Genomic DNA, 21,605 nt, shown 5'->3' on the forward strand with positions numbered 1-21,605 from the left:
GGGGAATTCCCATGCAATTGCGTAAAACACTCTTGGTCGGACTGGTTTCCGCTGCCTTGCTGAGTGGTTGCTCGCTGTTTAACAGCGAAGAAGACGTGGTTACCATGTCGCCGTTGCCGAAAGTTGAAAATCAGTTTACGCCGAGCAAGGCGTGGAGCACCTCGGTGGGCGACGGTATCGGTGAGTATTACTCCCACCTGCGTCCGGCCTATCAGGACAGCACCATTTACGCCGCCGATCGCTTCGGCATCGTGAAAGCGATGGACGCCGACAGCGGTAACGAGAAGTGGAAGGTCAATCTCTCCGAGAAGACCGGTTTCTTCTCCAGCAACCTGTCTGCGCTGCTGTCGGGCGGCCTGACGGTCGCGGGCGACAAGGTTTACGTCGGCAGCGAAAAAGCGGTGGTTTACGCATTGAACACCGCCGACGGCGCCATCGCCTGGCAGACCAAAGTGGCCGGCGAAGCGATCTCCCGTCCGGTTGTCAGCGACGGCATGGTGTTGGTGCACACCTCCAACGGCATGTTGCAGGCGCTGAACGAAGCCGACGGCGCGGTGAAGTGGACGGTTAACCTGGACATGCCTTCGCTGTCGCTGCGTGGTGAATCCGCGCCGGCCGTCGCTTTTGGCGCCGCCATCGTCGGCGGTGACAACGGCCGCGTCAGTGCGGTGCTGATGCAGCAGGGCCAGATTATCTGGCAACAGCGTATTTCTCAGCCGAGCGGCGCGACCGAAATCGATCGTCTGAACGACGTGGACACCACGCCGGTGATCGTTGACGGCGTGGTCTACGCGCTGGGTTACAACGGCAACCTGACGGCGCTGGATCTGCGTTCCGGCCAGATTATCTGGAAACGCGAGCTGGGTTCGGTGAATGATTTCATCGTCGACGCGGGCCGCATCTACCTGATCGATCAGAACGACCGCGTAGTGGCGCTCAGCACCGAAGGCGGCGTGACCGTGTGGACGCAGAGCGATCTGCTGCACCGTAACCTGACGCCGCCGGTGATGTATAATGGTTATCTGGTGACCGGTGACGCCGAAGGTTATCTGCACTGGATCAACACCACCGATGGCCGTTTTGTCGCCCAGCAGGAAGTGGACAGCTCCGGCTTCCTGTCTGCGCCGATGGTGGCCAGCGACAAGCTGATCATCCAGGCTCGCGGCGGGAAAGTTTACGCTTTCACCCGCTAACGCCGCTCGTCGTGACCCTTCTTGCACCCGAAAGCTTTCGGGTTGCAGCCAGGCGGCAAGCGCATGAGTCCTCGGGAGCTCAGTGAACTGAGTGACCGAGGCGAGGGTGCGCAGACAACGCCGCTGTGGCGCGAAAGATGAAGGGGAAAACGGCTCCTGAGTGTTCAGGGGCCGTTTCGTATTTTATAAGCTGCACCGCTGGTGTCTATCCACAGTGCAGTAACGCATTGATTATTAAGTAATGAGGCTTCAACAATGATACCTGTCGTCGCGCTGGTCGGGCGCCCGAATGTGGGTAAATCCACCTTGTTCAACCGTTTAACCCATACGCGTGATGCGCTGGTGGCGGATTTCCCGGGGCTGACGCGTGACCGCAAGTATGGTCGTGCTGAAATCGAAGGCAATGAATTCATCATCGTCGATACCGGCGGCATCGACGGCACCGAAGACGGCGTCGAAACGCGCATGGCCGGTCAGTCGCTGCTGGCGATCGAAGAAGCGGACATCGTGCTGTTCATGGTCGACGCCCGCGCCGGCCTGATGCCGGCGGATCAGGGCATTGCCCAGCACCTGCGCAGCCGCCAGAAGGCGACCTTCCTGGTGGCCAACAAAACCGACGGTCTGGATCCGGACACCGCCACCGCCGATTTCTATTCGCTCGGCCTGGGTGAAGTGTTCGCTATCGCCGCTTCTCACGGCCGCGGCGTGACCCAGCTGATCGAACACGTGCTGGTGCCGTTCGTACCGGAAAAACCGGAAGACGTCGAGCTGACCGAGGAAGAGGCCAACGCCGCTTACTGGGCTGAGCAAAACGGTGAAACGCTGGAAGGCGAAGAAGACGAAGAGCCGGAAGAAGCGTTCAATCCGCAGGATCTGCCGATCAAGCTGGCGATCGTCGGCCGCCCGAACGTCGGTAAGTCTACGCTCACTAACCGCATCCTCGGCGAGGAGCGCGTGGTGGTGTACGACATGCCGGGCACCACCCGCGACAGCATCTACATTCCGATGGTGCGCGACGAACGCGAGTACGTGCTGATCGACACCGCCGGGGTGCGCAAACGCGGCAAGGTGACGGAAACCGTCGAGAAATTCTCGGTGATCAAGACTCTGCAGGCGATTGAAGACGCCAACGTGGTGCTGCTGGTGATCGACGCGCGTGAAGGCATTTCCGATCAGGATCTCTCTTTGCTCGGCTTTATCCTCAATAGTGGGCGCTCACTGGTGATTGCGGTCAACAAGTGGGACGGCATGAGCGAAGAAGATCGCGAGCACGTGAAAGAGATGCTCGATCTGCGCCTGGGCTTCGTCGACTTCGCGCGCGTGCACTTCATTTCCGCCCTGCACGGCAGCGGCGTCGGCAACCTGTTCGAGTCGGTACAGGAAGCCTACGAGTGCGCAACCCGCCGCGTAAACACCTCGATGCTGACCAAAATCATGCAGATGGCGGTTGACGATCACCAGCCGCCGTTGGTGCGCGGCCGCCGCGTGAAGCTGAAATATGCCCATGCCGGCGGTTACAACCCGCCGATCGTGGTGATCCACGGCAACCAGGTCAGCGATCTGGCCGATTCGTATAAACGCTATTTGATGAACTACTTCCGCCGCTCGCTGAATGTGATGGGGACGCCGATCCGCATCCAGTTCAAAGAGGGTGACAACCCGTTCGCCGGCAAACGCAACCTGCTGACGCCGACCCAGATGCGTAAGCGCAAGCGCCTGATGAGCCACCTGAAAAAGAGCAAGTAATCGCTCATGAGGGGCGCGGCAGTGATGCCGCGCCCTTTTTTATTGGCCCGAAATCGTTTTATTATCTGAAGATTACCTCGCCTGCCTGAAGGAACACCATGTCCTGGGAAACCTGGAGTTTTGCGTTTAACGTCACCGTGCCGAATCTGCTGATGATGCTGCTGGGGATCCTGCTGCGCCATTGGCGCCTGATGGATGACCGCTTTGTCGACGGTGCGACCCGCCTGGTGTTCAATCTGGCGCTGCCGTGCCTGCTGTTTTTCAGCATCGCCACCAACCATCCGCAGCTGCTCGGCAACCTGCCGCTGGTGCTGTTCGGCGCGGTCGGCACGCTGGCGACCTTCCTGCTTTTGGAGCTGGCGGCCAGGTGGCTGGTGAAAGAACCGCGTGAGCGTGGGGTATTCGTGCAGGGCGGCTTCCGCGCCAATACCGCCATCGTCGGCCTGGCCTACGCCATGACCGCCTACGGCAGCGAAGGCATTGCGCTCGCCTCGCTGTACCTGACGGTGACGGTGATCCTGTTCAACATACTGTCGGTCATCACCCTCACGCGCAGCCTGCAGGGCGGGCAGGGCAATAAAATCAGCCACCTGTCGCTGCTGCGCAGCATCGTCACCAATCCGTTGATCATCGGCCTGGTGTGCGGGTTGCTGTATGCGCAAACCGGGCTGGGCATCCCGACCGTGATCCGCCAGACCGGCAGCTATATCTCCGCGCTGTCGCTGCCGCTGGCGCTGCTGTGCACCGGCGCCAGCCTGGATTTTCGCGCCATGTTCCGTTCGTCCAACGTGGCGGCGCTGTCATCGGCGGCTAAGCTGTTTCTGGTGCCGTGCCTGATGACGCTGGCCGGCTGGCTGTGCGGGTTTCAGGGGGCGGCACTGGGGATTATCTTCCTGTTTTCCGCCACGCCGACCGCTTCGGGCAGCTATGTGATGACGCGCGCCATGGGCGGCAACGCCACGCTGGCGGCCAACATTATTGCCATCACCACCGTCGGATCGTTCTTCACCACCGCGTTGGGGATCTATTTTTTGCGCTCATGGGGCGCGATTTAACCTGGGAGTCGTTATGGACGCGCACTGTCCGCACTGTCGTCAGACCATGAATTGGGTAGCGGGTCACTACCATTGTGCCGCCTGTCAGCGCGATTATCGGCAGCTGGCGAGCTGCCCGGAATGCGGGCAGCCGCTGCAAGAATTGAAAGCCTGCGGGGCGGTGGATTACCTGTGCCAGAACGGGCACGGGCTGATCTCCAAAAAGCGGGTGAATTTCAGCTATCAGCCGCTGTAAGCCCTCACTCATCCACCTGGCCGGTTTTCCACAGATCCACCAGCGCCTGCGGCGCGCTGCTTTCCGGGATTAACAGCACGATCTCGGTGCTCAGGGTGGGGCTGGTGTAGTTGATCTGTATGCGGTAGTAGCGTTGGTCGCCGCAGCCGGGGGAGTTGGGCTGGCCTTCTTCCTGCGCATAGGGCAGCGTCTGGTTCAGCAGCTGATTCAGGCGCTGCCGCTGCTCCGGCGTGATATCGGCCAGCGCGATGCGGCGCTGGCCCGCCAGTTTGGGAATGTAGGCGAAGCCTCCCTCGCGCGCCAGCTCAATGACCGTATCCTGATTGAGCGTCGGCAGCGGTTTCATTATTCCACCCCCACCTGATGCCAGGCTTGCTGCACCTTGTCCGCTACGCTCTGGTCGAAACGCGCTTGCGCATGTTTCACCGTTGCGCGGGCGAAGGTGGCGAAATCGGCATTTTGCGGCAGCGCTTTGTCGCATACCGTGTCATACCAGACGTAGCCGGCTTTCTCCCAGGCGAAGCCGCCCAGCGCCGTCGCCGCCAGGTAGAAGGCGCGGTTGGGGATGCCGGAGTTGAGGTGCACGCCGCCGTTGTCTTCCTTGGTCTGGATATAATCCTTCATGCTGGCGGGCTGCGGGTCTTTACCCAGCAGCGGGTCATCGTAGGCGGTGCCGGGCGCCGACATCGAGCGCAGCCCTTTGCCTTTGATGCCCTTGGCGAGCAGCCCGGCGCCGATCAGCCAGTCGGCTTTATCGGCGGTTTGCTGCAGGTGGAACTGCTTGACCAGCGAACCGAACACGTCGGACAGCGATTCATTGAGCGCGCCGGACTGCTGGTAGTAGATCAGCCCGGCTTCGCTCTCGGTCACGCCGTGCGCCAGCTCGTGGCCGACCACGTCGATGGCGATGGTGAAACGGTTGAAAATCTCGCCGTCGCCGTCGCCGAACACCATCTGCTGGCCGTTCCAGAAAGCGTTCTGGTACTCCTTGCCGTAGTGTACGCTGCCGACCAGCGGCAGCCCCTGGTTATCCAGTGAGTTGCGGCGGTAGGCCTGCCAGAAGAAATCGTAGGTGACGCCGAGGTAGTCGTAGGCTTCGTCCACCGCCACATCGTGGTTGCTGGGCTGGCCCTCTTTACGTACCTGTTTGCCGGGCAGTTGGGTGCCGTTCTGGGCGTCGTAGATATCGCGGAGCGCTTCGCCGGCTCGGGCGTTTTTCTCGGTCGGTGAACGCAGCGGCTTGTTGCCGAGCAGGCTTTGCACGTGGTTCAGAGTGTGCAGCGCGCAGTCGCGCTGCGGGGCATTGCCGTGTTCAATGATGCGGCGCAGCATGTAGGGAGGAATGACGGAACGCATGCGCTGGGCTGGCATAGTGGCTCTCCTTAGGCAAAAAATTTTACCTCATCGAATGAATGCACTGTGCCTAAGTGTAGCCTACTCGTCATAAAGCCTGTGGTCATGCGTGCTCACCGCCGGCGCAGTCTTGTGCGGGCTGATGCGCCGCACCGAGGCGCGCACCGCCAGCCGGCCGTGCAGCAGCAGATTGCACGGCGGTGCGTCGGCGCGCAGCATGCGCCGCTGCAGCAGTTGGATCGCCTCGTAACCCAGTTCGTCGCGCGGCACCTGCACCGAGGTCAGCGGCACGTCATGGATTTCCGCCAGGTTGAAGCCGTCGGTGCTCATCACCGACACGTCGCCCGGCACGTTCAGCCCTCGCTTGTTGAGCGCCTTGACCGCCCCGACCGCCATGTAATCGCCGCCGGCCAGGATCGCCGTCGGCAGCGGGGCGTGGCCGTGGATGCCATCGAGATAGGTGGTCAGCGCCTGCTCGGCCTCTTCGCTGCCGAAGCCGGAGGTGGTGACCAGATGGCGGCCGTCGTCGAACGGCAGATGATGCCGCGCGTAGGCTTGCCGGATGCCCGCCAGCCGCAGCTCCATGGTGTGGCGGCGCAGACACTGCAGGTTGAGAATATGGCTGTGCCCCTGCTGGAACAGGTAGCTGGCGGAGTAATCGCCGATCAACTGATGATCCGGCGAGACGCTGTCCAGCCGCATCTGCCGATCGCTGCAGTTGATCAGCACGCAAGGTTTGTGCAGATCGGCCGCCAGGGTGTGGATATGCTCGTCGTCGATGCCGATGATCAGCGCCGCTTCGGTGTGCGGATCGCTCATCTTTTCCAGAAACAGCGCGCCGTCGCTGCGCTGCTCTTCCAGCCCGCAGTAGCGGATGCGCACCTCGTGCTCCATCAGCGCGGCGGCAATGCCCTGAATGACCTTGTAGTAGAAGATGTCGGTGCGCACGTCGAACGCGCGCTGCGGCGCGAACACCATCACGTTGTTCAGCATCAGCCGGCCGCTGGAAATGCCCTGCAGAATGCCGTTTTGCTGCGCACAGTCCAGCACCTTGCGGCGCGCCTCGGCGCTGGTGTTGGCCTTGCCGGCCAGCACGCGGGAAACGGTGCTGATCGACAGCCCGGTTTGGCGGGCGATCTCCTGGATTTTCAGCTTTCCGTTCATTTTGTGATCTCCTTCAAATTCGTCCATGAGAATATTTTCACTGCGGATTTTCAGCGTCTTGACCGGATTTATCGGCCATTATGACTATTTTTTCACCCGCTTGTGAAAATCTTTGCAAAAAACCCCGTTTCGCTGTGCGCTATCGCTGAGTAGTCTGCATTGGTACACCAATTTTGGGACATGTCAGTCCAATTTTAACGGTGTGCGAAAAAGAAAACAAAAAATAAATCATGGGGTTGTGATGGACTGCCGGTCTGTTATGCGAGCGTTGGCCTGTGTTCACCGTCCCCTTTTGATAGCGCAACGTACCTTACCAATGCGCGCGTCGCTGTCACAGGCGGCCGCGGGGAGAGAACTGATGAGTGTGGAGATCAATCAGGCGGTCGCGCAGAGCGGCCGGCGCAAGTTCAAATCGCTGCGCTGGTGGATGCTGGCGCTGTTCTTGCTGGGCGTCACGGTCAACTACATTACCCGCAACTCGCTGGGCATTCTGGCGCCGGAGCTGAAAACCAGCCTGAACATGAGCACCGAGCAATATGCCTGGGTGGTGGCGTCGTTCCAGCTGGCCTACACGGTGTTCCAGCCGATCTGCGGCTGGCTGATCGACGTTATCGGCCTGAAGATGGGCTTTCTGATCTGCGCCGGCATTTGGGCGGTGGTATGCATGCTGCACGCCGGCGCCGGCAGCTGGCTGCAACTGGCCATTCTGCGCTTCTTCATGGGGGGCGCGGAGGCGGCGGCCACCCCGGCCAACGCCAAGGCGATCTCCGACTGGTTCCCGAAAAAGGAGCGGCCGATCGCCGCCGGCTGGGCGGGCGTCGGTTTCTCCATCGGCGCCATGCTGGCGCCGCCGATCATCGTCATCGCTCACGTCTCCTTCGGCTGGCAGGGGGCGTTCCTGTTCTCCGGCGGGCTGGCGCTGATCTGGGTCGTGCTGTGGTGGCTGTTCTACCACTCCCCGCAGCAGCACCCGAACCTCAGCCAGCAAGAGCTGGATCTGATCCGCGAAGACAACGAGCCGGTGTTGCCGAAGCTGCCGTTTTTCACTTCGCTGGCCAGCCTGTGCAAGAACAAGAAGTTTTACGGCATCGCCATCCCGGCCTTTCTCGCCGAGCCGGCCTGGGCGGTCTTCAGTTTCTGGGTGCCGCTGTACCTGGCCACCGAACGCGGCATGGATCTGAAACAGATCGCGATGTTCGCCTGGCTGCCGTTCCTGGCGGCGGATATCGGCAGCGTCGCCAGCGGCTATCTCACCACCCTGTACCGCAAATGGTTCGGCTGCAGCCGCGTCAACTCGGTGGTCGCCAGCTCGGTGACCGGCGCTTTCCTGATGGTGTCGCTGGCGTTCGTGGCGATCACCCAAGATCCCTATGTGGCGATCGCGCTGATCTCGATCGGCGGTTTCGGCCATCAGGTGATCTCCTGCATGCTCAGCGCCCTGGTGGTGGAATCGTTCGATAAAAACCAGATGGCGACGGTCAACGGCATGCGCGGCTCCAGCGCCTGGATCGCCAGCTTCCTGTTCACGCTGCTGATCGGCGCGGTATCCGACACCATCGGCTTCAACCCGCTGTTTATTGCCATGGGCTTCTTCGATCTGATCGGCGCTGTGTTCCTGATTGCCCTGATCGCCGAGCGCGGCGGTAAGAAAACCCCTTCACACAGCTAAGTGGAATATGTATGAAAACCTTGAAAAATTGGACATTGGCGGCGCAGCATGCCGACCATGTCGAGCTGCTGGTCGATGAACGCCACCGTTTCTGCCTGTACGTGCTGGAAGACGGTCTGTTCCGCGTGTTGATCAAACGTGAGGGCGAGCTGGCGCTGGATCGCACCTGGAGCATCGCGCCGCAGAACGATGTGCCCTGGGAGGGGCGCGATCGGCTCAGCGTCGCCGGTTTCAGCCTGCCGGGCTATCAGCTGCGCCAGGCGGGCGATCGGCTGGTGGTCAGCACGCCGCTGCTGCGCGTGACGGTGCATCAGCCGCTGTGGTTGGAATGGGAGCATTGCAATGCCGCCGGCGAGTGGCGGCCGCTGGCGGCGGATCGGCCGACCAGCGCCTACCTGCTCAATGCGCACGGCGACGGCGTGGCGCACTACCAGCGGCGTTTTGCCGATGAGCGCTATTACGGCCTGGGGGAGAAAGCCGGCGATCTGGAACGCACCGGCCGCCGCTTCGAGATGCGCAATCTGGACGCCATGGGCTACAACGCCGCCAGCACCGATCCGCTGTACAAGCACATTCCGTTCACCATCACCCGTGGGCCGGAGGCGAGCTTCGGCCTGTTCTACGACAACCTGAGCAGCTGCTGGCTGGATCTGGGCAACGAGATCGACAATTACCACGCGGCCTATCGCCGCTATCAGGCCGAAGCGGGCGATCTGGATTACTACCTGTTCCTCGGGCCGAAGGTTTTGGACGTCACCAAGGCCTTCGTGCGCCTGACCGGCCGCACCCACTTCGGGCCGAAGTGGAGCCTGGGCTACAGCGGCTCGACCATGCACTACACCGACGCGCCGGACGCCCAGCAGCAGCTGCAGCAGTTCATTGCGCTGTGCCGCCAGCACGCCATTCCCTGCGACTCCTTCCAGCTGTCGTCGGGCTACACCTCGATTAACCACAAGCGCTACGTGTTCAACTGGAACTACGACAAGGTGCCGCAGCCCAAGCTGCTCAGCCAGGCGTTTCACGACGCCGGCCTCAGGCTGGCGGCCAACATCAAGCCGTGCCTGCTGCAGGATCATCCGCAGTATCAAGAGGTGGCGGCGCAGGGGCTGTTTATCCGCGATTCGCAAAGCGACGCGCCGGAACGCTCCAGCTTCTGGGACGATGAAGGATCGCACCTCGACTTCACCAACCCGGCGACGGTGCGCTGGTGGCAGCAGGGCGTCACGCAGCAGCTGCTGGAGATGGGCATCGATTCCACCTGGAACGACAACAACGAGTACGAAGTGTGGGATGGCGAAGCGCGCTGTCACGGCTTCGGGCGGCCGATCGCCATCAAGCACATCCGCCCGGTGATGCCGCTGCTGATGATGCGCGCCTCGATGGAGGCCCAGCAGCGCTTCGCGCCGCAGAAGCGGCCGTACCTGATCTCACGCTCCGGCTGCGCCGGCATGCAGCGCTATGTGCAGACCTGGAGCGGCGACAACCGCACCAGTTGGCAGACGCTGCGCTACAACATCCGCATGGGGCTGGGCATGAGCCTGTCCGGCTTGTATAACCTCGGCCACGACGTCGGCGGCTTCTCCGGCGACAAGCCGGACGCGGAGCTGCTGGTGCGCTGGGTACAAAACGGCGTGATGCATCCGCGTTTCACCATTCACTCCTGGAACGACGACGCCACGGTCAATGAGCCCTGGATGTACCCGGCCGCTACCCCGGCGGTGCGCGAGGCGATCAACCTGCGTTACCGGCTGCTGCCGTATTTCTACACCCTGTTGTGGCAGGCCTGCGCCGACGACGAGCCGATGCTGCGCCCGACTTTTCTCGATCACGAACAGGATGTGCGCACCTTTGGCGAAAACGACGATTTTCTGATCGGCCGCGATCTGCTGGTGGCCAGCGTGGTGGAACCGGGGCAGCGTCGCCGTTCGGTGTATCTGCCGGATAACGGCGAAGGCTGGTACTGCTTCTACAGCGGCCAGTGGTTCGGCGGCGGCCAGACGGTGACGCTGGCGGCGCCGCTGGAGCGTCTGCCGCTGCTGGTGCGCGCCGGGCGGCGCTGCCGCTGTCGCAGCGGCTGGCGCATGTGGACGTGGCCGCCGACGATCGGCGCGAGCTGCGGCTGTTTCCGCTCAAGGGCTGCGGCGTGAGCAGCGGGCTGTTGTTTGAGGACGACGGCGAAAGCGAAGGTTGGCGGCAGGGCGATGCGCTGTGGCTGCGCTGGGAAATGCGCTGTGACCATCAGCGCATCATGCTGGATATCACGACTGAAGGGCATTTCCGCCCGGCCTGGCGCACGCTGACGCTCAGCCTGCCGGAAGGCGAAACGCGCGCGCTGTGGGTGAACGGCGAACCGGGCGAGCGTTTTACGCTGGAGTAGGGCTTACTCGGTCGCGCGCTTCTTGCGCGGCTTTTTAGCGACGGTGATGGTTTTCACCTCGCTTTCCACCCAACCATCCTGCAGGCGGGTTTTCAGCAGTTCGCCGACCTGCGCCTGCTTGGTGGTTTTCAGCAGCTCGCCGCGCGGAGTTTGCGTCACGCTGTAGCCGCGCGCCAGCGTCGCCAGCGGGCTGACGGTCTCCAGCTGGCTGCAGGCCACGCCGAAGCGCTGGCGGTAGGCGTTGAGCTGCCGCTCCATCGCCTGCTGCAGACGGTATTCCTGCTGCTGCACGCGCTGTTGGTAGCGGTGAATGCGGCCCTGCGGCTGCACCTGCGCCAGCCGCTGCTGGGCGCGCTCGCTGCGGCGGGCGGCCAGGCGCAGCTGTTGCTGCATGCCGTCTTCCATCCGGCGCTGCAGCTTGAACAGCAGCGTCTGCTGACGCGCCAGGCGCAGATGCGGATGCTGCTGCTGTAAACGGTGGTGAATGTGGGTGAACTGCTGCTGGCGCTGCGCCAGGTAGTAATCCATCGCCATCTCCAGCCGCTGCTGCTGCGACTGCAGCTGGCGCAACAGCTCAAGCTGATTGCGGCTGACCAGTTCGGCGGCGGCGGATGGGGTTGGCGCGCGCAGGTCGGCAACGAAGTCGGCGATGGTGACGTCGGTTTCATGGCCGACGGCGCTGACGATCGGAATGCGGCTGGCGAAGATCGCCCGCGCCACGCGTTCGTCGTTGAAGCTCCACAGATCTTCCAGCGAACCGCCGCCGCGGCCGACGATCAGCACGTCGCATTCGTCGCGTCGGTTGGCGGTCTCGATGGCGCGCACGATCTGCATCGGCGCTTCCGCACCCTGCACCGAGGTGGGGTAGATGACGATCGGCAGCGACGGATCGCGCCGCTGCAACACCTGCAGGATATCGTGCAGCGCCGCGCCGCTGGCGGAGGTGATCACCCCGACGCGTTTGGCCGGGGCGGGCAGCGGCTGCTTGAACTGCTGATCGAACAGCCCTTCGGCGCTCAGGCGCTGTTTCAACTGCTCGAACTGTTGCTGCAGCAGGCCGTCGCCGGCGGGCTGCATGCTCTCGGCGATCAGCTGATAGTCGCCGCGCGGTTCATACAGCGTGATACTGGCGCGCACCAAGACCTGCTGGCCGTTTTGCGGCCGGAAGGTGACGCGTCGGTTGCTGTTGCGGAACATCGCGCAGCGCACCTGGGCGCGGTCGTCTTTCAGCGTGAAATACCAGTGGCCGGAGGCGGGCTGGGAGAGGTTGGAGATCTCGGCGGAGAGCCAAATCTGCCCCATTTCCCTTTCCAGCAGTTGGCGAACCGTCTGATTCAGGCGGCTTACGGTAAAAATGGAAGGCGAAACAGGTAGCGACATGTGACCCAGATCAAATTTCAAAACAATCACTTAATTGGTCGATACTACATGGCTGAAAAAGGTAATCAAGACTTTTTGTAAGAAAGTGCTGGAGGCAACCGATTCCGCTCTGTATAATGCCGCGGCAATATTTTATCTTTTTCACAGCCCACCCTGGTGAGATATTGCCCATGCTACGTATCGCTAAAGAAGCTCTGACGTTTGACGACGTCCTCCTGGTTCCAGCCCACTCCACGGTTCTGCCTAACACCGCAGAGCTCGGCACCCAACTGACCAAAACCATCCGCCTGAACATCCCTATGCTGTCCGCAGCCATGGATACCGTTACCGAATCCGGCCTGGCCATCGCGCTGGCGCAGGAAGGCGGCCTGGGCTTCATCCACAAAAACATGTCCATCGAGCGCCAGGCTGAAGAAGTCAGCCGCGTGAAGAAACATGAAAGCGGCGTAGTCACCGACCCGCAGACCGTTACTCCGGCCACCACGCTGCAAGAAGTGAAAGAGCTGACCGCGCGCAACGGCTTCGCCGGTTATCCGGTCGTCACCGAAGACAACGAGCTGGTCGGCATCATCACCGGCCGCGACGTGCGCTTCGTGACCGATCTGACCCAGCCGGTGACTGCGGTGATGACGCCGAAAGATCGCCTGGTCACCGTGAAAGAAGGTGAAGCGCGCGACGTGGTGCTGCAGAAGATGCACGAAAAGCGCGTAGAGAAAGCGCTGGTGGTGGACGACAGCTTCCACCTGCTGGGCATGATCACCGTTAAAGACTTCCAGAAAGCGGAACGTAAGCCGAACGCCTGTAAAGACGAGCACGGCCGTCTGCGCGTAGGCGCGGCGGTCGGCGCCGGCGCCGGCAACGAAGAGCGCGTCGACGCGCTGGTGGCGGCGGGCGTTGACGTTCTGCTGATCGACTCCTCGCACGGCCACTCCGAAGGCGTGTTGCAGCGCATTCGCGAAACCCGCGCCAAATACCCGGATCTGCAGATCGTCGGCGGCAACGTCGCGACCGCAGCGGGCGCCAAAGCGCTGGCTGAGGCCGGCGTGAGCGCGGTGAAAGTCGGTATCGGCCCTGGCTCCATCTGCACCACCCGTATCGTGACCGGCGTGGGCGTGCCGCAGATCACCGCCATCGCCGACGCGGTGGAAGCGCTGGAAGGCACTGGCATTCCGGTTATCGCCGACGGCGGCATCCGCTTCTCCGGCGACATCGCCAAAGCGATCGCCGCAGGCGCATCCTGCGTGATGGTCGGCTCCATGCTGGCGGGCACCGAAGAATCTCCGGGCGAAATCGAGCTGTATCAGGGCCGTTCGTTCAAATCTTACCGCGGCATGGGCTCGCTGGGCGCGATGTCCAAAGGCTCTTCCGACCGTTACTTCCAGACCGATAACGCCGCCGACAAACTGGTGCCGGAAGGTATCGAAGGCCGCGTGGCCTATAAAGGCATGCTGAAAGCCATCGTGCACCAGCAGATGGGCGGCCTGCGCTCCTGCATGGGCCTGACCGGCTGCGCCACCATCGACGATCTGCGCACCAAGGCGGAGTTCGTGCGCATCAGCGGCGCCGGCATTCAGGAAAGCCACGTGCACGACGTGACCATCACCAAAGAGTCGCCGAACTACCGCATGGGCTGATGCCTTAACCTCTCCTGAGTGAGAGGCCGGGGTGGGGCGCCAAGCCCCATCCCGAAAACATACATTTTCGCTCTTTTTCTCTTGTTGCTGGAATTCGCCTCACATGACACAAAATATCCATAAGCATCGCATCCTCATACTGGACTTCGGTTCGCAATACACCCAACTGGTCGCCCGCCGCGTGCGCGAAATCGGCGTTTACTGCGAACTGTGGGCCTGGGACGTTAGCGAAGAGCAGATCCGCGAATTCAACCCAAGCGGCATCATCCTGTCCGGCGGCCCGGAAAGCACCACCGAAGCCGGCAGCCCGCGCGCCCCGGACTACGTGTTCAACGCCGGCGTGCCGGTGCTGGGCGTGTGCTACGGCATGCAGACCATGGCGATGCAGCTGGGCGGCCATGTGCAGGGCTCCAACGAACGCGAGTTCGGCTACGCGCAGGTGGAAATCGTCAACGAGAGCGCGCTGCTGCGCGACATCGAAGACGCCATCAGCCCGGCCGGCAAACCGCTGCTGGACGTGTGGATGAGCCACGGCGACAAAGTGACCGCGATCCCGTCCGACTTCGTGACCGTTGCCAGCACCGACACCTGCCCGTTCGCCATTATGGCCAACGAAGAAAAACGCTTCTACGGCGTGCAGTTCCACCCGGAAGTGACCCACACCCGTCAGGGCCAGCGCATGCTGGAGCGCTTCGTACTGGATATCTGCCAGTGTGACGCCCTGTGGACGCCGGCCACCATTATCGAAGATGCGGTAGAGCGCATCCGCGAGCAGGTGGGTGAAGACCACGTGATCCTCGGCCTGTCCGGCGGCGTTGACTCCTCCGTGACCGCGATGCTGCTGCACCGCGCCATCGGCAAGCGCCTGACCTGCGTGTTCGTCGACAACGGCCTGCTGCGCCTGAACGAAGCCAAGCAGGTGATGGAAATGTTCGGCGACCACTTCGGCCTGAATATCGTGCACGTCGAGGCGGAAAACCGCTTCCTGACCGCACTGGCGGGCGTCGACGAGCCGGAAGCCAAGCGTAAAATCATCGGCCGCGTGTTCGTTGAAGTGTTCGACGAAGAAGCCTGCAAGCAAGAGCAGGTGAAATGGCTGGCGCAGGGCACCATCTACCCGGACGTGATCGAATCCGCCGCTTCCGCCACCGGCAAAGCGCACGTGATCAAATCGCACCATAACGTGGGCGGCCTGCCGAAAGAGATGAAGCTGGGCCTGGTCGAGCCGCTGAAAGAGCTGTTCAAAGACGAAGTGCGCAAAATTGGCCTGGAACTGGGCCTGCCGTACGACATGCTGTACCGTCACCCGTTCCCGGGCCCGGGTCTGGGCGTGCGCGTGCTGGGCGAAGTGAAGAAAGAGTACTGCGATCTGCTGCGCCGCGCCGACGCCATCTTCATCGAAGAGCTGCACAAAGCAGACCTGTACAACAAAGTCAGCCAGGCGTTCACCGTGTTCCTGCCGGTGCGTTCGGTCGGCGTGATGGGCGACGGCCGCAAATACGACTGGGTGGTCTCCCTGCGTGCGGTAGAAACCATCGACTTCATGACCGCGCACTGGGCGCATCTGCCGTATGACTTCCTCGGCCGCGTGTCCAACCGCATCATCAACGAAGTGGACGGCATCTCCCGCGTAGTGTACGACATCAGCGGCAAGCCGCCGGCGACGATCGAGTGGGAATGATGAACAGCTAATTACTGACTATCAGTGATTATTTAAAAACCCCCGTTGTAGCCTTGCTGTTCGGGGGTTTTCTCTTTCTGACTATCAATTGCTATTCTTGAAAGCATTCAATTTCTGACGGTACCTTTGACGGTATATCCACTTTCGCTGTACTCTCGGCCTAATCCGTTCACCACCTTTTTGGTAAATATTGACGGTATCAACCACAGCAGAGAGTAGCCGGCATGCTCACAGATACGAAACTGAAAAACCTGAAGCCAAGAGAGAAACTATACAAGGTCACCGATCGTGATGGCCTCTACGTTGCCGTGCAACCAAGCGGCTCCGTCTCCTTCCGATATGACTATCGAATTAATGGCCGGCGCGAGACGCTTACGATCGGCCGATATGGTGCTGACGGTATCACATTGGCTGAAGCGCGCGACGAACTCAATACCGCCAAAAAGATGGTGGATGCAGGCCATTCGCCGGCTGCAGCAAAGCGCGACGGTATCATGCAAATAAAGGGGGCGGAAAATTTCTCTGATTATACCGTCGCCTATATGAAACACGTCCGCCTTGCGGATAGCACTCGGGCGATGAAACAGGCAGTGATCGACAGAGACATCCTGCCAACGCTGGGGAAAAAGCTTCTGCATGAAATCACTACGCCAATGCTGCGCACACTGTGCGATAAGATAGTCGACCGCGGCGCCAGGGCGACGGCGATCCAAGTGCGTGAAATTGTCAGTGCCGTTTTCACCCATGCTATTGACCGCGGCCACGCAGTGCCAAACCCGGCGGCAAATATCAAAGCATCCAGCATTGCCACATTTGAAGAACGCGACCGCGCGCTGGAGCCTTGTGAGATCGGGTTGTTCTTCAACGCCCTAAACTCTACCGGCGCCGCATCTTCATTAAAGCTGGCTTTGAAGCTGATACTGATCACGATGGTGCGCAAGGGGGAACTAACAGATGCCACCTGGAAGGAGGTTGATTTTTCTTCAGCGCGCTGGACGATACCAGCGGAACGCATGAAGGCGGGGCGGCCGCATGTTGTTTATCTGTCCCAGCAGGCGATCGACATTATGGTTGCACTGCAAGTGGCAGCGTGTGGTTCCGATTACATTCTTCCGGCCAGATATAACCCACGAAAATCTATGTCCAACTCAGCGCTTAACCGGGTGATCAATACGACAAACGAAAAAATCAGGGAAGAAGGAAAAGAAATAGCACACTTCACAGTTCACGATCTGCGTAGAACTGCCAGCACGCTGTTGCATGAAGAAGGGTTTAATACGGATTGGATTGAGAAGTGTTTGGCCCATGAGCAGCGCGGCGTGCGCGCGGTATACAACAAAGCAGAGTATGCCGAACAGCGCAGGGATATGCTGCAGCAATGGGCCAATATGGTGGATGAGTGGATTGAATCGGAGCGGTAAAATAGAAATCAATTTTGTCGTGCGCTGACTGATGCAAGACACTGATCGAACATGGCTATTTTGGGGCTTTGCGCGAACCGGCGTATTCCGCCGGCATACGCGTAAGTGCATGGTTGATTGCCGTGGAGCTTCCGCTCAATTAGCTGGTGGTCAACCAACGTTGCCAGCGCGCGGCTAAGGGCATGTGACGAGATTGGCTTGTGCTCCATTTCGTACAGTTCCTTTATCTTTGCATAGCCGATATTCTCGTTTTCTTTCACGATCTGCATAACATCATCACGGTTGTGTTTCATGATGCGATCCTCACTGCTGCTTGTATGGTGAATCCGCCGGGGAGCAGTTCGACGTCATTCCTAGGGCATTCGTTACCCCAATGGTGCCAGCCTGGCGCGTCACCTCTGCTGAAAAGTTCAATTCGTGACACGTCACCGTACAGACGTTCAAGCCGGTGGCGAGCCTCCCAGGGCTTCGCGCTGTGCTGAGTGATAGGCGCGTAGATCACCTGTTTCACAGATGCATCCTGTCGTTCAAGGCCGGCGCCGCGAACGGCAACGAGCATTGATTCTTGGTTGCCGCGACTGTAATTCCCGGGGTTCATTCTTGTGACGCCGTTTAGCAGATCGAGAAAGTCGTAAAAGTCGACCAGGCCATCTTCGATGGCGGCGTTGACGGTACGCTCTGCCAGTTCGTTGAACTTCACCCACGTGAAAAGGAACATCTGCCGAACGTCGAATCCCCAGGCTTCCGCAAGTTCCTTGGCTTGGTCGGCATGCGTACCGGTGTACCACATTGCCAATACGCTGTTTTCTGCTGCGATTGACCACACAGGAAGCCGCTTCAAGTCCTGCAGCGTCATCGTGCTGTAGTGGTTGCCTGCGGCGCCGTTGCTGATCCTGTTGCCGTACTGCCATGGCGGATCTGCGTAGATAAGTTGATAGGTCATGACTTCACCGCCCAGACGATAATCAAGATCGTGGCGAACCACCACACGAACAGGCCAGCAAGCATATAGGCCCACGCATTACGCATCATGTGACGTTTGATATTCATGCCGCGCGCTCCTGTACTGGCCGTTGCTTGCGCTGGCGGACATCGGGGGAATAATCCGGCGTGCGGCCGGTGTTTTCGGCCTGTTGCTTATCGAGCCACGCTTCTACTTCATCTAAGTTCCAGGCTACCGTGCGGTTGGTCAGTGCAAAGCGCTGCGGGAACTCTCCTGCCTTTTCCAGTTTGGTGATCTGCGACTCCGACATGGGAACCATCGCCAGGAGTTGTGTTTTTCGAATTGCTGCTTTCATTGCTTCTCCTTTGGCGGGGCTGTAGCCCCGCGGCTGTTGGTTACATATGGATTTCGCTCAACTCATCGCGACGGATGTTGTAAACGTCGGTGGCTGCCTGCAACTGCTGTTCATGCGGTGCCAGAACGTGTGCGCCGTATTTATAGGCTTTGTCCAGTTCTTCCACGCTTGCGGCTTTGTTTGCCGCTTCGGTAAACGCAGCCAGCAGATCATCAGGCGACCGCTCATCTTGGTTCACTGCCTTGATCTCTTTTTCCGGCTTCTTGCCGTTGATAAGGCTATTTACGCCGGCGGCGCTGGTGGCGGGTGGGGTAACGTCGCGTTCAACGCGTGGTTTGGTTTCCTCAAGCTCGTCCGGGGTATAGACACCCAGCAGAACATCAGGGGCATGTAGGCGTGACCAGCGTTTGGTGCACAGGTATGCCAGTTGTTGCTTTGGATCGTGTTCCCAAAGCGGTGAGTTGCGCACGCCGGCATCTTTCATGCTGATAGTGAGGTAGCGAGGTTCGGTTTCTCCGCGTAGCGTTGCCCATACCGTTACCGTCAGATCAGCAGACTTATCATTTTTGCCGTTTACCTTCGACCAGTCGCCATCCCATTTGTAATTAAGGCGGGTGGCCAAAAGATTGGATGATGAGACTACTGCGTTAACAAGCTGCGCCTCATAGCCAAGCGATCCGTTAACAACATGGGTTTTCTGCGCTACAGCAAATGGGTTCATACCCCACTGCGCCGCTTGCATCGTTACTGCCAGACAGTCCGCCGGCTTTCCTGCCAGGTGCTGCGGAACGGTGGCTTTGCTTTGTGCCATCAGTTCGGCGAAGCGAACAAGCCGATCCATCCCCTCCGGGCTGAAGATGGCCGCTGCAGTTCCTACTGTGGCGCTGTGTTGAGATGTCAAAGTGAGTTCGTTGCTCATGCGTATTGGTCCTGTTTGCGCGCCCATGCTGGCCGCTGAATTTTTTCGACGCCGCCCCATTCATTGGTAATGCGGCACTGGTGATAGGTATTAAGATCCCGGCGGTAGAGTCGGTGGCCCTCGTCTACGTCTGCTGCGTCGAGTTCAAAAACGCGTACCGGGTAGCGGCCGCAGTCGATCGTCTCGCTGACAGCCAAGAAGAAGAATCCGGGAGTTTCGCCGGTTACCTGCTGGAATCCATCACGGTACATGGCATCCTGGACGTGATAGCGGAACTCCTCGATGTGGCGCGCGAAACGGTCCATGTCTGCAACCTTCTTCACGTCCACAATCACCGGGTGATCACTCAAGTGCCTGTCTGGCCGGCACCGGCACAACTCACCGGTTTCCGGGTCAGTCCAGTAGAACGATGATTCGCAATGGCCTTCTGCTTCCAGCATCCAGCGCGCTGCGGGGTGAGCCATAACGCTGTCGCGCATTAACTGAAGTTTCCGGCCTTGCTCTGCGTCCATGACGGTTTTACCGGTATGCTCGCAGTCTTTCAGGAATGCCGCTTCTGCCTCCTTTCCTGCCGTGGTGCGCCGGTTAAACTCCGGCGCTACGATGAATCGCTTACTGAACTCCTCCGGCTCCAGCAACTTGCAGTGCAGGGCGGTACCCATGTCCAGCGCCTTCAGCTTTTCAGTGTCGACCGGTGCATTCTTGATCCACTGCAGCAGCGCCGGGTTCTTGGCGACCATATCCAGCTGAGACTTACTCACGCCGTCGCCGGCGTGGTAATCCTCGTTTGAAATGTCGTGATAGATACCTTGTTTCATCACGCCACCTCATCGAACTGGTGGCACCGGCGGTAGATCTCCATTGCGCGCTGTCGCTTTACCAGCTCCGTTATGCAATCCCAAATTGCCGCGCCTGCCAGTTCCTGGTATTCGGTAGATTCGGTACCCAGTGCCAAAGCCTCTTGGTCGAAGTCCGGCGGAAGGTACTTGCTGATGAAAGCGGTGAAGCCATGGATCGGAACCTTCTTATCCAGCGCCTCAACCTCTTCATAAACCGCCTCGTTGTTCTGCTCCGTAAAGCCGGCAGCGATCTTTTCAATATCGATAGCCTGTTGTGCGTTCATATTTACGCTCCGATCCGGTTGGCGGTATCGATCGCTAACCGTGTTGTAAACGCCCAATTAAGGGCTTCGCCAAAATCTGCAAACCGCCAACTGACACAGCCGCAGACGGTCACGCAGAAAATCCCGTTGATGGTTTGAGAAATCATTATCAGTCCTACTAATTACCCTATAGGTAATTATTGATGGTGTGAGAAACCTGCGCCCCGTAGAGCGCGGTGAGTGCTAGTCGATGCCGTAGGCGTTGCGCTGGAAATCATCTGCCGCCAATCCGTCGCAGCGTTGTTCCTCCGCCGCGCCGCGTGCAAACCAATGCGCCCATTCCGTGGCAGTCCGTGGTGGCAACGGGTTGCCGTTGTAGTCGTTGTAAACTACGTCTGCTTGCTCATTGCATTGTTCCAGCGTGTCCCGCAGTTGGCGTTCAGATACGTCAGCGCCGTGCTGCTCATAAATCGTCTTCAGTTGTTGCATAGAAATTTGGGTAGCCATCGTGTAACCCTCTGCTGTGTCCCCGGTGTGCGGGGAAATCGTTAATGTTTAGGTGATCGCCGCATCATCGCGGTGCCTCAATTCCTACCTGATTGTTAAAGAGCATCATTACCAGATTGGTAACTTCTTGGGGTAATAATCGACCGTAAAAGGGTTATTGTCAATAGTCAGTAATAGAAAAAATTACCCATGGGGTAATTTTTGGTGGCGTGAGAAACCGCCGCAGGGCGGTAACTTGTTGTCATGGAATGGGATTGTCTTGTTAGATTCGCGCCTGCTGCATCACGAACTCAATGAATGATTCGATCTTGGCTTTATCTTCGGCCGGCAACTGCGCGTATTGTGATCGATCATAGTTAATCAGGGTAGGGTCTTTCGGCTTCAGCAGCAGCTCATAGCCGCGGCGCCCGAACGCGCCGGCGATCGCTTCCAGGCTGTTGATGGTGATATTGCCTTCACGGCTCAGCACCCGGTTAACAGTAGACTGGCCAACGCCGGCGGCGGCGCCAACTTTAGCCTGGCTGGAAAGCTCGCGGTTGTTGCTCATCCACAATTCCAGATTGCTCGCCACAATGGCACCGACTTCGGTTTCCTCTTGCACTGCTTCGGCGCCGGCGGCCATTGCCATCATGTGATCGCGGTCCAACCAAAACTTAGGCTTGTTCGCTGCAACCTCGAGCTTGCGCGCCACTGAGTCGCCGATCGTCTTGTGGTTCTTGTCTGTAGCCGGCTTCAGCCAACGGCTGATCACGTTGGCATTAATCTCCAGCCGTTCCGCCAGGCGTACTTGTCGGCCATCGAAATCACGGTTGATGATGTCGCGGAGGTTCTCGCGGCGGATGTCGTTAATGCTTTTCATAGTTGTTTAACA

The 21,605-nt window shown here is 59.8% G+C and carries 20 protein-coding genes and 1 pseudogene; 9 read left to right on the top strand and 12 right to left on the bottom strand.

Annotated features, from left to right (window positions below):
* The first annotated feature begins 11 nt into the window (after positions 1–11).
* From bamB to JL05_RS10175, 4 genes are all read left to right on the top strand, one after another.
* On the top strand, positions 12–1,193 hold the full coding sequence (bamB, locus tag JL05_RS10160; protein ID WP_004941440.1) for an outer membrane protein assembly factor BamB: 1,182 nt from the start codon (positions 12–14) through the stop codon (positions 1,191–1,193).
* A gap of 255 nt (positions 1,194–1,448) precedes the next feature.
* Positions 1,449–2,939 carry a ribosome biogenesis GTPase Der gene (gene der / locus JL05_RS10165; protein ID WP_004941442.1) on the top strand — a complete coding sequence of 497 codons (1,491 nt, stop codon included), beginning with the start codon at positions 1,449–1,451 and terminating at the stop codon, positions 2,937–2,939.
* A gap of 98 nt (positions 2,940–3,037) precedes the next feature.
* The gene (locus JL05_RS10170) at positions 3,038–3,994 is read left to right on the top strand and encodes an AEC family transporter (protein ID WP_033632330.1); all 957 of its coding nucleotides are present in this window, start codon (positions 3,038–3,040) and stop codon (positions 3,992–3,994) included.
* 13 nt (positions 3,995–4,007) lie between these two features.
* The gene (locus tag JL05_RS10175; protein WP_004941446.1) at positions 4,008–4,229 is read left to right on the top strand and encodes a zinc ribbon domain-containing protein; all 222 of its coding nucleotides are present in this window, start codon (positions 4,008–4,010) and stop codon (positions 4,227–4,229) included.
* A gap of 4 nt (positions 4,230–4,233) precedes the next feature.
* Here JL05_RS10175 and JL05_RS10180 read toward each other — a convergent pair whose 3' ends face one another.
* The 3 genes from JL05_RS10180 to JL05_RS10190 all read right to left on the bottom strand — a co-directional run bounded on the left by JL05_RS10180 (position 4,234) and on the right by JL05_RS10190 (position 6,746).
* The gene (locus JL05_RS10180) at positions 4,234–4,575 is read right to left on the bottom strand and encodes a protealysin inhibitor emfourin (protein WP_004941448.1); all 342 of its coding nucleotides are present in this window, start codon (positions 4,573–4,575) and stop codon (positions 4,234–4,236) included.
* A complete protein-coding gene (locus JL05_RS10185; RefSeq protein ID WP_015378772.1) occupies positions 4,575–5,600 on the bottom strand; it encodes a M4 family metallopeptidase in 1,026 nt (341 codons plus the stop codon). Before JL05_RS10185 ends, JL05_RS10180 begins: the two co-directional genes overlap by 1 nt.
* Before the next feature lie 63 nt (positions 5,601–5,663).
* On the bottom strand, positions 5,664–6,746 hold the full coding sequence (locus tag JL05_RS10190) for a LacI family DNA-binding transcriptional regulator (protein ID WP_004941451.1): 1,083 nt from the start codon (positions 6,744–6,746) through the stop codon (positions 5,664–5,666).
* Positions 6,747–7,104: 358 nt separating this feature from the next.
* On the opposite strand from JL05_RS10190, the gene JL05_RS10195 reads away from it, so the two are divergent.
* Positions 7,105–8,415, top strand: coding sequence for an MFS transporter (locus JL05_RS10195; RefSeq protein ID WP_015378771.1), 1,311 nt, complete (start codon positions 7,105–7,107; stop codon positions 8,413–8,415).
* A gap of 11 nt (positions 8,416–8,426) precedes the next feature.
* Positions 8,427–10,792 (top strand): annotated as a pseudogene (locus JL05_RS10200) (glycoside hydrolase family 31 protein).
* Positions 10,793–10,795: 3 nt separating this feature from the next.
* Here JL05_RS10200 and xseA read toward each other — a convergent pair.
* A complete protein-coding gene (xseA, locus tag JL05_RS10205) occupies positions 10,796–12,172 on the bottom strand; it encodes an exodeoxyribonuclease VII large subunit (RefSeq protein ID WP_033633602.1) in 1,377 nt (458 codons plus the stop codon).
* A 170-nt stretch (positions 12,173–12,342) separates the two neighbouring features.
* Here xseA and guaB point away from each other — a divergent pair, with 170 nt between their 5' ends.
* From guaB to JL05_RS10220, 3 genes are all read left to right on the top strand, one after another.
* Positions 12,343–13,806 carry an IMP dehydrogenase gene (guaB, locus tag JL05_RS10210; RefSeq protein ID WP_004941460.1) on the top strand — a complete coding sequence of 488 codons (1,464 nt, stop codon included), beginning with the start codon at positions 12,343–12,345 and terminating at the stop codon, positions 13,804–13,806.
* Between the two features lie 103 nt (positions 13,807–13,909).
* Positions 13,910–15,487: a glutamine-hydrolyzing GMP synthase gene (gene guaA / locus JL05_RS10215; RefSeq protein WP_033632331.1), complete on the top strand. Its 1,578-nt coding sequence runs from the start codon at positions 13,910–13,912 to the stop codon at positions 15,485–15,487.
* A gap of 224 nt (positions 15,488–15,711) precedes the next feature.
* Complete coding sequence (locus JL05_RS10220; protein ID WP_050501235.1) at positions 15,712–16,908, top strand: tyrosine-type recombinase/integrase; 1,197 nt, start codon at positions 15,712–15,714, stop codon at positions 16,906–16,908.
* A gap of 8 nt (positions 16,909–16,916) precedes the next feature.
* Here the strand turns inward: JL05_RS10220 and JL05_RS10225 are convergent, their stop codons facing one another.
* The 8 genes from JL05_RS10225 to JL05_RS10260 form a co-directional block, all read right to left on the bottom strand.
* On the bottom strand, positions 16,917–17,201 hold the full coding sequence (locus JL05_RS10225) for a hypothetical protein (protein WP_033632332.1): 285 nt from the start codon (positions 17,199–17,201) through the stop codon (positions 16,917–16,919).
* Positions 17,198–17,851 (bottom strand): MT-A70 family methyltransferase, encoded by a 654-nt coding sequence (locus JL05_RS10230; RefSeq protein WP_033632333.1) that lies wholly within the window; start codon positions 17,849–17,851, stop codon positions 17,198–17,200. Before JL05_RS10230 ends, JL05_RS10225 begins: the two co-directional genes overlap by 4 nt.
* Before the next feature lie 103 nt (positions 17,852–17,954).
* Positions 17,955–18,206, bottom strand: a complete 252-nt coding sequence (locus JL05_RS10235) for a helix-turn-helix transcriptional regulator (protein WP_033632334.1) — start codon at positions 18,204–18,206, stop codon at positions 17,955–17,957.
* Between the two features lie 40 nt (positions 18,207–18,246).
* Positions 18,247–19,125, bottom strand: coding sequence for a RecT family recombinase (locus tag JL05_RS10240; protein WP_033632335.1), 879 nt, complete (start codon positions 19,123–19,125; stop codon positions 18,247–18,249).
* Entirely contained in the window at positions 19,122–19,943 is an 822-nt protein-coding gene (locus tag JL05_RS10245; protein ID WP_033632336.1) for a PD-(D/E)XK nuclease-like domain-containing protein, read from the bottom strand. The genes JL05_RS10240 and JL05_RS10245 overlap by 4 nt, the downstream gene beginning before the upstream one ends.
* Positions 19,943–20,248, bottom strand: coding sequence for a hypothetical protein (locus JL05_RS10250; RefSeq protein WP_033632337.1), 306 nt, complete (start codon positions 20,246–20,248; stop codon positions 19,943–19,945). Before JL05_RS10250 ends, JL05_RS10245 begins: the two co-directional genes overlap by 1 nt.
* Before the next feature lie 222 nt (positions 20,249–20,470).
* A complete protein-coding gene (locus JL05_RS10255) occupies positions 20,471–20,734 on the bottom strand; it encodes a hypothetical protein (protein WP_139182616.1) in 264 nt (87 codons plus the stop codon).
* Positions 20,735–20,996: 262 nt separating this feature from the next.
* Entirely contained in the window at positions 20,997–21,593 is a 597-nt protein-coding gene (locus tag JL05_RS10260) for a helix-turn-helix domain-containing protein (RefSeq protein WP_033632339.1), read from the bottom strand.
* Between the last annotated feature and the right edge of the window lie 12 nt (positions 21,594–21,605).

Origin of the sequence: Serratia nematodiphila DZ0503SBS1 (assembly GCF_000738675.1) — a bacterium.
GTDB lineage: Bacteria > Pseudomonadota > Gammaproteobacteria > Enterobacterales > Enterobacteriaceae > Serratia > Serratia nematodiphila.

Coding starts and splice junctions, on each gene's coding strand:
- JL05_RS10225 (WP_033632332.1), bottom strand. CDS start 17,201: ATGAAACACAACCGTGATGATGTTATGCAGATCGTGAAAGAAAACGAG.
- JL05_RS10185 (WP_015378772.1), bottom strand. CDS start 5,600: ATGCCAGCCCAGCGCATGCGTTCCGTCATTCCTCCCTACATGCTGCGC.
- JL05_RS10190 (WP_004941451.1), bottom strand. CDS start 6,746: ATGAACGGAAAGCTGAAAATCCAGGAGATCGCCCGCCAAACCGGGCTG.
- JL05_RS10240 (WP_033632335.1), bottom strand. CDS start 19,125: ATGAGCAACGAACTCACTTTGACATCTCAACACAGCGCCACAGTAGGA.
- JL05_RS10220 (WP_050501235.1), top strand. CDS start 15,712: ATGCTCACAGATACGAAACTGAAAAACCTGAAGCCAAGAGAGAAACTA.
- JL05_RS10175 (WP_004941446.1), top strand. CDS start 4,008: ATGGACGCGCACTGTCCGCACTGTCGTCAGACCATGAATTGGGTAGCG.
- JL05_RS10170 (WP_033632330.1), top strand. CDS start 3,038: ATGTCCTGGGAAACCTGGAGTTTTGCGTTTAACGTCACCGTGCCGAAT.
- JL05_RS10195 (WP_015378771.1), top strand. CDS start 7,105: ATGAGTGTGGAGATCAATCAGGCGGTCGCGCAGAGCGGCCGGCGCAAG.
- der (WP_004941442.1), top strand. CDS start 1,449: ATGATACCTGTCGTCGCGCTGGTCGGGCGCCCGAATGTGGGTAAATCC.
- xseA (WP_033633602.1), bottom strand. CDS start 12,172: ATGTCGCTACCTGTTTCGCCTTCCATTTTTACCGTAAGCCGCCTGAAT.
- JL05_RS10260 (WP_033632339.1), bottom strand. CDS start 21,593: ATGAAAAGCATTAACGACATCCGCCGCGAGAACCTCCGCGACATCATC.
- bamB (WP_004941440.1), top strand. CDS start 12: ATGCAATTGCGTAAAACACTCTTGGTCGGACTGGTTTCCGCTGCCTTG.
- JL05_RS10235 (WP_033632334.1), bottom strand. CDS start 18,206: ATGAAAGCAGCAATTCGAAAAACACAACTCCTGGCGATGGTTCCCATG.
- JL05_RS10255 (WP_139182616.1), bottom strand. CDS start 20,734: ATGGCTACCCAAATTTCTATGCAACAACTGAAGACGATTTATGAGCAG.
- guaB (WP_004941460.1), top strand. CDS start 12,343: ATGCTACGTATCGCTAAAGAAGCTCTGACGTTTGACGACGTCCTCCTG.
- guaA (WP_033632331.1), top strand. CDS start 13,910: ATGACACAAAATATCCATAAGCATCGCATCCTCATACTGGACTTCGGT.
- JL05_RS10250 (WP_033632337.1), bottom strand. CDS start 20,248: ATGAACGCACAACAGGCTATCGATATTGAAAAGATCGCTGCCGGCTTT.
- JL05_RS10245 (WP_033632336.1), bottom strand. CDS start 19,943: ATGAAACAAGGTATCTATCACGACATTTCAAACGAGGATTACCACGCC.
- JL05_RS10180 (WP_004941448.1), bottom strand. CDS start 4,575: ATGAAACCGCTGCCGACGCTCAATCAGGATACGGTCATTGAGCTGGCG.
- JL05_RS10230 (WP_033632333.1), bottom strand. CDS start 17,851: ATGACCTATCAACTTATCTACGCAGATCCGCCATGGCAGTACGGCAAC.